Source organism: Neobacillus sp. MER 74 (assembly GCF_023714155.1).
The window spans coordinates 1-11,552 of sequence record NZ_JAMAUV010000043.1 but is presented as its reverse complement, the minus strand read 5'-3'; the positions used below and the strand labels follow the sequence as shown (position 1 = coordinate 11,552).

Genomic DNA, 11,552 nt, shown 5'->3' with positions numbered 1-11,552 from the left:
CCCGTCCGCCGCTAGACTCCGAAGAGTCTCGCTCGACTTGCATGTATTAGGCACGCCGCCAGCGTTCGTCCTGAGCCAGGATCAAACTCTCCAAGAAAGTTGATTAGCTCATTTGTTACGTTGGCTCGTGTTCTACTATATTAATAGAAGAAACACGATTAATATTGTTTGTTGCACGATTTTGTTTGTTTAGTTTTCAAAGAACAATTCGTTTGTCAGAAGCGACATTTATTATTATATCAACTCTCTATCATTATGTCAATATAATTTTTTAACTTTTTCCGCTATCACTTTTAACTATTAAGTCTTCCGTTAAAAGCAACTTTATTATAATAACACCTTCATTTACATTTTGCAACAAGCAGTTTAAATTTTTCTACTGATTTATGGTCAACATTATTCTAGGAAAAATATTCATAGAATTTCCTTCAGATCTTCTCTTAGAATTCCATGACTATCACCCCCTTTCCTAATAATGAGAGTAAAATACAAAAAGCCAAGGAATTACCCCTTGGCTCATTGATTAGATTTAATGTTTGACAACTACAATCGTTCTCTTTGCACTCTTATTACCTGCCTTATCCTTTGCAGTTACAGCAAGTGTTGTTCCTTTTTTCTGTGCTTTGATTTTTACTGAGTAGTTTCCTTTTGAATCAGCTTTAGCTGAGCCAAGGGTTTTGCTTCCTACTTTCACGGTGACTCTTGAGTTCGCTTCTGCTTTTCCTTTTACTTTTTTATCATTATCATCTACTTTATAAACAGTTGGCTTTTTCGGTGGAATTACATCTGCAACAGTTACCGAAGCACTTGAACTTACATTCCCCGCACGATCTTTAGCACTAACGGTTAATTTCGCTCCTGCTTTTTGAACAGCGATCTTAACAGAAAACGCTCCATTCGATGCTGCTTTCGCCGTTCCTAATACTTTGCCTCCGTTTTTAACCGTAACGGTAGAGCCGGCCTCTGCTTTTCCAGTTACAACTTTGTCATTATTATCAACCTTTTTCACAACAGGTTTGCTTGGTGCAACAACATCTGCAACCGTCACGGTTACACTTGCACTAACATTCCCGGCGCTATCTTTAGCTGTGATGGCTAACTTTGTGCCCGCTTTTTGAACAGCTATCTTTGCTGAGAAAACTCCATTAGACGCTGCTTTTGCAGTTGCTAGTACTGTATTACCACTCTTTACCGTAATGGTAGATCCAGACTCCGCCTTTCCAGTCACAACTCTATCATTGTTATCAACCTTGTTTACACTCGGCTTATTGGGCGCAACATTGTCTACAAATCCAGTTACAATTGCATATAAATCTTCTTCTGTATTATCATCATATATGTCATTATCTAGGTCTAGAACACCCACATAGTATGTACCACCTTTAGCTTGGTACGCCTGGTACTCATACCCTTCCGCATCAACTTCAGAGCCTAAATATACTAATTTATCATTCTCAACAAAATCCTTTTGCACTGCAGCGAATCCTAGATCAATAGCACTTGAGTTAGCACCGCCAGCTACTAATAAAATTCCATCCCTAGGCACAACTACTTTATGAAAATCTAGATCATACAATGGAAGTAATTGACCAATCATTGGTTTTTCATAGGAAGTAGCGTCAGCAGAAACAAAATCATTGTTGGGCTCCAACTCAAGTAAATAATCTTGACTACTAGGAATACTACTACTCAAAGCCCCCATTTTATGAAAACCTTTTGCTGAATATGACGGAGAACCTTTTACTTCCTTTTGAAGTTGATTTAACGCATGAGAATCAATGATACCTTTTTGAAGTGGCTTTTCAACCTGACGTTCAATGAATTTCTTTGAAAAATCATACTTGTTTCCTTCTGCCTTAACAGTACCAATAGATGAACTTGAAACTAATAACCCGACAGCAACCAACGATAACAACCCTTTATTACGCACAAAACCCCTCCAACAATTCATTATAAAGAACACTAAGCTATACCTATACTACTACATACCTCCCAGCAAGACCATTAGATTCGATAGGCATTTTTCTACAAAAAAATAACCACCGGTACCGTAAAATAATATAATCACACAGGACTTTACTAGCAGAAAATCCCAATCAGACAGGAATAGAGAACTCAACTTAACCCCATAATAACTAATCTAGTAAATCCAACTCTAGTAATAATGTCGATAGGTGTCTTCTTTGAAGGGATTATGTTATGTAAATTAACTAGAATAATTCCGAATTTTTTGTTAAGTTAAAACTATCCATTACTAACAGGGGGGAATGAAGTGACAAAAGCATCTATCATAATTGGGATTATTTTAGCAGTTTTAATAGGCGTAAAATACGGAGGATTTAATTTCAGCGACAATAAGACCGCATCTGAAAAAAAACAAGAGAAGGTAGAAGCGAAAGCTGTTCAAGATAATGTCAAAAAAGAGAAGGAAAAGGAGAAAAAGAAAGCAGACAAGCAGCAGACAGCTAAAATTGGCGGAGTTCAATATGATATTGGGATTGATGGCAGTAGTTCACAAGAAGCGGTAATCGAAGTGATGCACAAAATGACACATCAAAAAGTGAAAGCAAAAGAAAAATGGGGAGCCATTCCGATGATTCCCGATACGATTAACCAAGTTTATACCATTGTGGAGAACAGTGAATTCGCGCAAAAAGCTGATTTACTAGCCATTTTAGGTAATTGGAAAAAGGGCATTTTTTCTGAAGTAGATGATGACCACAACTATTTCTGGACCTACCAAGGCGGGACAGTCGGCAAAGCTTATGGAATCATGAGCCAGTCAGAAGAAGAAACGTTCATCCGGAATAACTTTAAAGAAGAAGATCTTGTAAGTGAAGCAAGCTCCCAATAATAATGGGGGCTGTTATTTTGCCTCTTATTCCTACCGGTGTATCTTTTGGTAGACTAAGTAGATATTAAATGGGGAGTTAATTCCCCTCTCCTACCTAAAAAAACTTGCTCCTTTTCAACAAAAAAAGAACCACATGGTCCTTTATTAATAGATATTCTTACTTGGTTTACCACATCTGATGCATTTACTAGTGTAATAACTGTACTTATGTCGTCTGCGAAAGAGACACAGAATGAATTTAAAACTCAAATAGAACCACTCCTTCTGAATGTTAAATCAGGCTGTCCAGCCATCATAGTTCCATCTTTGATCAGTGACTTAGCATCTCTACTTTTCAAGAGGTTTGCCTTTCACAGGTGGAATAATTATCTAATTTAATATTAGCACTCTTATAGTATTTTCAGAAGACTAACATTTCGACTGCAATCGACAAAATTATTAGAAATGTTAGTCTCTTCACAGATCAAATACCACAAGTATGGTCTTCAAAAAAATCCCACTTGAGCATTCCGAATTCGGGCATTATCGCGACCCAATACGGGGTGGAGAAATAGCCGCACAAGATGTTCCACTAAAGGATAAGACGGTCATATATATTAACATAGGCTTAGTTAAAGATGGGATGCCTACTGCGATCCCTTTCTTATTGACCATCAAAGCAGATCAATAAAATAACGAATATCCCTCACACAGGTGGAGGGACATTCGTTATTTTTGCTTTCCAATCTCTGCTCTATTAGGGGCTAGTGGCGGCTGTTCCAACCATTTATTCTGTACCATAAGATTAAACCATTTCTTGGTACCCGTTAGATTGCCAAGGATAAAGCTTTCGTAAGTTGTAACAAGGTCTGTTCGCATAGAAGAGGCTAACCCTGCCCCGTAATAGTTTTGTGCTGCTTGGAAGAAGAAGCCTACATGATACAACATTAATTTATCAGAAAAAGGAGAGACTGTTGATGTCGTTACCTCTGTTTCCCACGATTTTGGAACTGGTAAATTATCTGCCTGCATGATTTTAGACAAGGATTTTATACGTTTATCAGCCACTTCCACAGCATACGTGAAAAAATTCCTTACTTCCTTTGTTTGAGCCACTTGACTAAATCCAATACCAAGTGTTTTTGCCATAATGCTTTTCTTAATGTTTAATGAAATACTTATCATTTCTATTGAGGATAATCGTCTTTCTTTTCCGAAAAGCCCGTCTGAAAAATCTGTGCTAGAAATAAATTCAGGTTCGTCTGAAGGATAAAAGAAAGGATCTCTTTGAAAATCCCCTTTTTCAAGTAATAAATCAATTGTATTCTGATACAATCTTTTTGCATCGTTATCACAACGATCGTAAAAATCTCTAAGTTCTTTTCTTACAGAAACACTAAATGCAGTGGTATGCCCTAACAATCCGTGCAATGTCATAATATGTAAATAATTCAAACAATAGATATCAGAATAAAGTCTCCCTGCTCCTTCATTCAGATCCGATTCAGTAAATCCAATGGGAACGGGAAATCCTTCTTTTTCTAAAAAGCCTTTTAAGGCTGTCTTCTGTTTTTCGAAAGTCTTGATCGCATCCTCAAAAATATTCTTTATTGATTCATCTTCAATAATTGTAAACATATATCTATTTACAACATCTGTCATGGTACCATTTACATACTCGCCCCATAGCGTTCCTATTTCGGAAGATGTCAGTTTAATCTTGTCCTGTTCCATATTATCACCTCCTTGTTATTATTTACTGATTCAAAAGGAGTTATGAAAATTAACCAAACCAAAACATTTAATAGAAATGATGATTTATCTAAAAAAGGACTGTACAATTTTCTTTTTTTTATTTATACTGTATTATAACAACAGAAACATTTAATAACTGTATTAATAAAGGGGGATTTACAATGTTAATGAGTCCAGTTGAATTTTTTCGCAATTTGCCAAAGAAGGAATGCACAGAATGCGGGAAGCATATGCAAGAGCAAGCAGAAAGTTACATGATGGATTGTGAACAATGTTTATCCAAAAAAGAAAAGTAAAGTTTGTTAACCCTCCAGCATATTGCTGGGGGTTTTTTATTTTCTTATAAGCGAGAGAGAACTCCCAAAAAGACTGTTATATTGTGAACACTTTCACCCAAACTACCGGGTGTATTACTTAATGATCCGGCAGCTTTTCTTGTTGAACTAAAGTGACAGGTAGATTTAACGAAATCAAAAATGTTGATGATTTTTGTGTTAAAATTTTTGTGGATGAATTAAAGGAGATTTTCACATGAATTTTTTTAAAAATACCTTATCTTATTTGTTTATGTTACCTGCCATCCTAATAGGAACTTTTGCTATGGTTTCAACTGGTGTGTCACCAAGCATTTGGATTCAAAACATACTAATCTGGTTATTGGGAACTTTTTTGGGTTCTATTTATTTAATGCGTAATAAGGAAAAAAGATTAAGTAAAGGCAATTTTCTTCCAACCGTTGTAATAATAGCTTTATTAGTTTTTCCCTTCTTTTTTAACAGTTCCGACGGGATCCATCGCTGGTTAACTTTTGGACCCATTAATGTATATATAGCAAGTATTATTTTGCCACTATTAATTATTCAGCTATGGAAATTAACATTAAACCACCATGAAATCTATTCAATAGGATTTTACTTTATCACCTTAATTATATTGTTATTTCATCCAGATGCAGGTCAATTAACCGCATTTGCATGTGCAACGACTATTATTTTGTGGAAAAAGAATCGTCATTGGATGATAAAGTTTGTAAGTCTTATTCTTTCTGTCGTCTTTGTTATCATGTCGTGGGTTTTTCTCGACGATTTAGCACCAGTTCCTTATGTAGAAGATATTATCTTTTTAGTGGCAGACCTTGGCATGGTCTGGTTCGTTATAGGTATTTTGTCTTTACTATTATTATTAAGCCCATTCTTTTTTTACGGTAAAAGAAATATCATATCCTTAACGTTAGGAGTTTATTTCTTAATGACGATGATTGTAACTTTATTTGGGAATTTCCCATTACCAATCATGGGATATGGAATATCACCTATCATCGGTTACTTTATTGCTATCAGTTGGGTTAAAAGGAATACATAAAGATTGATTACGTACGGGGGCATTACTTGAACAACGGTAATGCTCTTTTTTATTGAAGTAACGGGGCAGGTTTGTTTAAGAAGGAAATAACTACTTTATGTTTGAATTATCCCTTAGATTAAAAAGCTAATTAAAAATATACCCCTCACTAATGAGGGATATATCTTATTTATCTTGTGCAAGTTCTTTTCTATTGGGAGCAAGTGGTGGCTGTTCTAACCACTTGTTTTTCACCATAATATCGAACCAATTTTTTGTTAATGCTAATGTTTTTAGAATTGTTTTTTCATATACAACAGCTAGGTCTGTTCGCATGGCTGATGCTAGACCTGTCCCGTAATATACTTGTGCAGTTTGAGCCAAGAAACCCATATGATACAACATTAATTTATCTGAAAAAGGAGAGTCTTTTGACGTTGTAACCTCTGATTCCCACGACATTGGAATTGGCAAATTATCCTTGTGCATAATTTCTGAAAGGGCTTGTATGTTTTCATCTGATTTTTTTTCTAATTCCTCAAAAAACTTTCTTATTTCTTTCGATTCGGCGACTTGACTGAATCCGATTGAAAGAGTTTTTGCCATAATGCTCTTTTTAATGTTAAGAGAAATACTGATTATTTCTGTAGCAGATAAAAGTCTCCCTTTACCGAAGAATCCATCAGTAAAATCTTTGGTAGAAATAAATTCAGGGCTCTCTTTAGGATAGAAATAGGGGTCTCGTTGGAATTTTCCTTTTTTAAGCAATAACTCAATGGTTAAATCGTACATACTTTTTGCATCATTATCACATGAATTGTAAAATTCCCGTAGATCCTTTCTGACAGAAACACATAAAGCAGTTGTATGACCCAACAAACCATGCATAGTCATAACATGTAAATAATTTAAGCAGAATGTGTCAGAAAACAATCTCTCTGCACCTTTATTAAGGTCGGACTCAGTAAATCCAATAGGAACTGGAAATCCCTCTTTCTCAATGAAGGAAACAAGCTGCTTCTTTTGCTTTTCCCATGTCTCAATGGCAATTTCAAAAACTTTTTTTATTGATTCGTCTTCCAAAATAGAAATCATATACCTATTTACTATCTCGGTCATAGTTCCGTTAACATACTCCCCCCATAGTGTTCCTATTTCGGAAGATGTAAGTTTTAAATTATCATTTTCCATTTGTTCTCACCTCTTCCGTATTTTTTACTGACACAGAAATATATATGCGTTTCTTTGGACTTAAACCTTTTAGATGATAATAGTTGAGCAGTTTCTTGTTGAACGGGTGCGATTGTTCAATAAGGGCAGTTGCTTTCCTTGTTCCACTAACGAAGCAGGATAGTTGAATAAGATGGAGAAATTGTATTTTGGGGAGAGTGTCTTTTTGATGTTAAAAGATTTTTGTAAATGTAAAATTACTAATTCATTTAAATTCGAAGCGGATTTTTCAGCTGATCCAATTTGGTGCAACGTATGTGGTTGGAATCTTGATATAGAGGATTTCCCTTTATCAGATAAATTACAGGAAGAACTATTTGAATGGGTAAGTGAATATGGTAAATGGATTGATTTAGAAGCCGATTCATTAATAGAAAATGGATTAAAACTAGTGGAAAATCACAATGAAAAAGGATTTCAATTATTTCAAGAGGTGAAGAAACAGTTAGGAGAACAATTTCCAATCGTATTTGTTCCATCCAAATATTAGAAAAAATTACTTCCGGGGACAAGAGCGGTACAAGGGTTGCTGCGGCGGTTCCTTTTTTTCTTATTGAACAAACGAGGCAGTATAGTAAAAAAGAAAAATGCTAACCATCTGATTAATTTTATGGAAAATACCATATCATAAATTTGAGGTGAAATAATGAAAAACACAAAGTTATTTTTTCTAGCTATGCTAATTACTCCTTGGTTAACTATTCCGTTACTGGGTAGAAATGCATTTAAAAAATATGTCCCAGCCGCAATATTTATGTGTACACTTGTAAAAGCAACAGATTTTTACGGTGAAAATAAAAAATGGTGGCGGTTTTATAAAGGAATACCTCCCTTTGGTAGCATGAATTTTTTTAATTTTGGTCCTTACTTTGTTACAAGTCTTTGGATGTTAAAATCGTTTTATGGAAAATTTTCGTTGTATTTAATTTCAAGTGCTATTCTTCAAAGTTTATTTACCTTTCTAGGGCTAAAATATGTAAAACGTTATAAAATATTTTCCTTAGTAAAATTAACAACACTCCAATATTTGATAATGGACTTTTTAAGAGCAATACTCCTATATGCTTTTCAATATATTGGTGATTTTAAAAACCAGATTTATAAAAATTAGAAAAACACTTCAAAAAGTAAAATGGCTCTTGTCTGGGTAATTTTTGTTGCATTTATCAAATATTCATCTCAATTTGTGAAGCAGTGCACTTAAAGTAACTGGGTGCAAGAGTTAAATAAAAGGATCACTTCGGCGGTCTTTTTGCTTATTGAAGTAACTGGGTTAGTTCAAATAAATTGGCATATTTTTCTTGAATAACTAAAATGGTTTTTTTGCTAAGATGGAAAGTAAAGTAATTAGAATGGAGTATAATAAAAGCATGCTTTCTTTCTTAAATAAAATTATTAATACTTTTTTTGAAAAGTCATCAAGAAGAATTAAACCAATAATGTTTCTTCAACTAATATTAGCGGCTTTTGCAATATTCATTTGGTTTCAAGCAAGAAATGTAGCTGAAACTCCTGTTTATTACACATATTCTGGGATTTTAAGAATTATAGCGGGTTTTGTACTGCTATTAAGAGGTATTGAAATCTGTATTATTAACAAAAAAGGTAAAAAAGAGTATATAATCTGGTTTGTTTTAGCATTAATGTTTTTTGGAATGGCTATTGACCAGTTTTTCTTAAGCTAACAGATGCGATACTTCAAGTAGAAGGTCGCCTTTTTTCTTTTTCCACAAGAAGATTGTGAAATGTTGTACTTAAATTATCGGGTGCTTTTGTTCAGGATGATGTGATCGCCTCGGTGGTCTTTTTTGCTTTTTGTGCTCACGGGGCAGTTTTTTTGAAGAAAGGAATTAATTATTAATGCCTCATTTGACACAGAAAGCGACGAAAAAGAAAAAAACAGAAAAAGAATCACCCTTTTCCTGTTTGATCTTTGATATCCAATAGTAACCGAATAATAACAAAACTAAATATAGTCGAAATGAAAGCAGCGACCAAGCCTAGTGAGATAATGGTACTGTCTTTGTTTTTCTTAAACATAAGTTTCTCCTTTGTAAACAATTGTAAAGTTAGTTTATCCAAGTATAACCAATTATTTGCATCTATTTCATAAATACTTACGTCATTGAACGAAGAAAATGTGCAGTAAATGAGAAAGGGCTTGTTAAACTAACGGGTGCAAGAGTGAAATAAAGCAACGCTATCGTGAGATGCGTTGCTTATTTATTCTAAAAAAACTTCCTATATAATTCCTGCCTGATGCTTCCGCTTAACTGGGCATATATCCGGGTGGTTTCACTTTTTTCATGACCTAATAGGCTTTGAATAACATCTAGAGGTGCTCCATTATTCAATAAGTGGGTTGCATAGCTGTGCCTTAGTTGGTGCGGATGTATGCCTTTGTTTATGCTGGCACGGTTTGAAATCCGTTTAATAATGTATCGCATCTGGGCAATGCTCATTCGATGAGGATCCCGTTCAGTGACAAAAATAGCAGTGTCCCGGTCTTCACGATTATCTAGGTATCGCTTTAACCAAATTTCGCAACGGATATTGAAATAGACTTCCCGTTCCTTATCGCCTTTACCTCTGATAATGGCGGATCGGTTCACCCAATTAATTCTGCCTCTATCTAAGGTAACAACTTCTCCTATTCGGCATCCAGTGGAGAACATGAATTCAAACAGAGCATGTTCCATTGGTGAACAACAGGCTTCCCGTAAATGTTCAATTTCCATTTCGGTCAAAAATTTAGGAATTCGTTTCCCGGTTTTAGGTTCTTTTATTTTAGCTGCTGGGTTTTTGGGAATATGCCCTTCTTCATGAGACCATCGAAATAATGATTTCATAAAACGAATTCGATGAGCCAAACTTGCAGGCTTAAGACTTTCACTTGATTTTGCTAAATAAGCTTTTAATTGTTCTGTAGTGATCTTATCAAGTTGAACATCATTAATAAAGCGAATAAGTAAGCTGGACTGTAGTTTATATGCTTTTAATGTTTGCGGTGAAAAGCCTTCAATGCGTTTATCAGATTCATACGTTTCCCATGCTTGAGATAATAACAAGTTCATCTCTTCCCAAAAAATTCTTTTTTCAGGAATTATTGACCGGTTTTACAAAATTGAAACGGTGGTTCTTCTTAAGCTAAAGAAGCAGGTTTGTTTAATAAGGATTAAAATGGAGGGCATATATGAAAAGAAAATCTATTCATGAGTTAGAACTGGGTGATTTTGATGTTCATCCAGTTTGGAAAGCCGTTGAATTTGATGCAGATGAACTGGATGAAGTAGTAGAACCTTTTGAAATTGATAAAGATGTTATTGACTTTCAAGAGGATTATTGGGTGAGGATAAAAGGCGTTTTGAATGATGGGTCAGAGATATATGGAATTGGTCAAATCAATATTGAAGAGGGGAATGTTTTTTCGATGTCCTTTTTTGTAAAAGGAGACTGGGAAGTTCTACATCTCCCACCAGCACCTGACTTTGTACTAGAGGTAACAGGTCCTATTCCATTTGCTTCAAAATTATCAAAGGAAATAAATTGTGTTTTTCCAATGAAAGTTTTACCTAATTTGGCAAAAGAAATTACTCATAAAGACATAATTAATATCATCGAGACATAAATTCCTTATTTAAGTAACGGGCGCTTGAGTTAAAAAAGGATTGCAACGGCGATCCTTTTTCTTATTTCGCTAACTAAACCGTCTATCTGAAAAGGGAAACTTAAAAATAAAATATTCGAAATAAAATAAAAGTGATACTATAAAAAATATATCCAAAGCTGAGACGAGGTGTGTTTAATGAATCACATAGAGAATATTTTTGACTTTATAATGGGGATTGGATTTAATGCGTTAATAATATTGGTTTTATTAAGTCTTAAGGGTAAAATAGACCTGCAAAAAAACGGTTATCTATATTAAGTCTAATTTCAACTATTATTTTCACTATTATTCCAACAATTGGTTATCGGGTTGAAAAAGATACGAGTACTTATTACTTTGGTTTTCCAGCGGATGGGTTTGTTTATGATGGAAGGCACTTAACTTTTGCTTCGTTAGGACTTATATGTAACTTTTTCTTTTTTTATTGGGTAATAAAACTTATATTAAAAATTTGGAAAGTACGAACTGTAGAGAAATGATTGCTAATGAAAGGGGGTATAAAGCAATGTTGCAAGTTTTTCAAAGAAGATGAGAACGAAGAAAAAATAGGGCCTCGAGCCCGGCAATACCGCACAACATTTATTTTAATTAGAAATAGTGAGCCATGAAGGACTCGAACCTTCGACCCTCTGATTAAAAGTCAGATGCTCTACCAACTGAGCTAATGGCTCGTACTAATGGTGCCGGCGAGAGGACTTGAACCCCCAACCTACTGATTACAAG

At 34.7% G+C, this 11,552-nt stretch carries 12 protein-coding genes, 1 tRNA gene, 1 rRNA gene and 1 riboswitch; of the genes, 7 read left to right on the top strand and 7 right to left on the bottom strand.

Translation table 11 applies throughout. The features are described 5' to 3' along the window. Both M3610_RS27010 and M3610_RS27005 read right to left on the bottom strand, forming a co-directional pair. A 16S ribosomal RNA gene (locus M3610_RS27010) occupies window positions 1-97 on the bottom strand; the annotation flags it as partial. Between the two features lie 432 nt (window positions 98-529). Further along, the gene (locus tag M3610_RS27005; RefSeq protein WP_251463557.1) at window positions 530-1,930 is read right to left on the bottom strand and encodes an Ig-like domain-containing protein; all 1,401 of its coding nucleotides are present in this window, start codon (window positions 1,928-1,930) and stop codon (window positions 530-532) included. Window positions 1,931-2,272: 342 nt separating this feature from the next. Between M3610_RS27005 and M3610_RS28395 the strand changes: the two genes are divergently transcribed. Beyond that, a complete protein-coding gene (locus M3610_RS28395; RefSeq protein ID WP_251463556.1) occupies window positions 2,273-2,854 on the top strand; it encodes a DUF6241 domain-containing protein in 582 nt (193 codons plus the stop codon). Window positions 2,855-3,130: 276 nt separating this feature from the next. Then, a riboswitch (cyclic di-GMP riboswitch) is annotated at window positions 3,131-3,212 on the bottom strand. A 350-nt stretch (window positions 3,213-3,562) separates the two neighbouring features. Here M3610_RS28395 and M3610_RS26995 read toward each other — a convergent pair. Beyond that, entirely contained in the window at window positions 3,563-4,567 is a 1,005-nt protein-coding gene (locus M3610_RS26995) for a DUF3231 family protein (RefSeq protein ID WP_251463555.1), read from the bottom strand. 182 nt (window positions 4,568-4,749) lie between these two features. Here M3610_RS26995 and yhfH point away from each other — a divergent pair, with 182 nt between their 5' ends. Then, window positions 4,750-4,884 (top strand): protein YhfH, encoded by a 135-nt coding sequence (gene yhfH / locus M3610_RS26990; RefSeq protein WP_098576542.1) that lies wholly within the window; start codon window positions 4,750-4,752, stop codon window positions 4,882-4,884. 235 nt (window positions 4,885-5,119) lie between these two features. Next, window positions 5,120-5,950 carry a hypothetical protein gene (locus M3610_RS26985; protein ID WP_251463554.1) on the top strand — a complete coding sequence of 277 codons (831 nt, stop codon included), beginning with the start codon at window positions 5,120-5,122 and terminating at the stop codon, window positions 5,948-5,950. Window positions 5,951-6,115: 165 nt separating this feature from the next. Here the strand turns inward: M3610_RS26985 and M3610_RS26980 are convergent, their stop codons facing one another. Then, window positions 6,116-7,120, bottom strand: a complete 1,005-nt coding sequence (locus M3610_RS26980) for a DUF3231 family protein (protein WP_251463553.1) — start codon at window positions 7,118-7,120, stop codon at window positions 6,116-6,118. A gap of 208 nt (window positions 7,121-7,328) precedes the next feature. Here M3610_RS26980 and M3610_RS26975 point away from each other — a divergent pair, with 208 nt between their 5' ends. The 3 genes from M3610_RS26975 (at window position 7,329) to M3610_RS26965 (ending at window position 8,844) form a co-directional block, all read left to right on the top strand. Further along, window positions 7,329-7,649 carry a hypothetical protein gene (locus M3610_RS26975; RefSeq protein ID WP_251463558.1) on the top strand — a complete coding sequence of 107 codons (321 nt, stop codon included), beginning with the start codon at window positions 7,329-7,331 and terminating at the stop codon, window positions 7,647-7,649. Window positions 7,650-7,805: 156 nt separating this feature from the next. After that, the gene (locus M3610_RS26970; protein WP_251463552.1) at window positions 7,806-8,270 is read left to right on the top strand and encodes a hypothetical protein; all 465 of its coding nucleotides are present in this window, start codon (window positions 7,806-7,808) and stop codon (window positions 8,268-8,270) included. 220 nt (window positions 8,271-8,490) lie between these two features. Continuing rightward, window positions 8,491-8,844 carry a hypothetical protein gene (locus tag M3610_RS26965; RefSeq protein ID WP_251463551.1) on the top strand — a complete coding sequence of 118 codons (354 nt, stop codon included), beginning with the start codon at window positions 8,491-8,493 and terminating at the stop codon, window positions 8,842-8,844. A gap of 226 nt (window positions 8,845-9,070) precedes the next feature. Here the strand turns inward: M3610_RS26965 and M3610_RS28190 are convergent, their stop codons facing one another. Next, window positions 9,071-9,199 (bottom strand): hypothetical protein, encoded by a 129-nt coding sequence (locus tag M3610_RS28190; protein ID WP_260871857.1) that lies wholly within the window; start codon window positions 9,197-9,199, stop codon window positions 9,071-9,073. A gap of 188 nt (window positions 9,200-9,387) precedes the next feature. Beyond that, entirely contained in the window at window positions 9,388-10,227 is an 840-nt protein-coding gene (locus M3610_RS26960; RefSeq protein WP_251463550.1) for a tyrosine-type recombinase/integrase, read from the bottom strand. Between the two features lie 125 nt (window positions 10,228-10,352). Here M3610_RS26960 and M3610_RS26955 point away from each other — a divergent pair, with 125 nt between their 5' ends. Next, window positions 10,353-10,787 (top strand): hypothetical protein, encoded by a 435-nt coding sequence (locus M3610_RS26955; RefSeq protein WP_251463549.1) that lies wholly within the window; start codon window positions 10,353-10,355, stop codon window positions 10,785-10,787. A gap of 640 nt (window positions 10,788-11,427) precedes the next feature. On the opposite strand, the gene M3610_RS26950 is transcribed toward M3610_RS26955, so the two are convergent. Beyond that, window positions 11,428-11,500: transfer RNA gene (locus M3610_RS26950), tRNA-Lys, on the bottom strand. Between the last annotated feature and the right edge of the window lie 52 nt (window positions 11,501-11,552).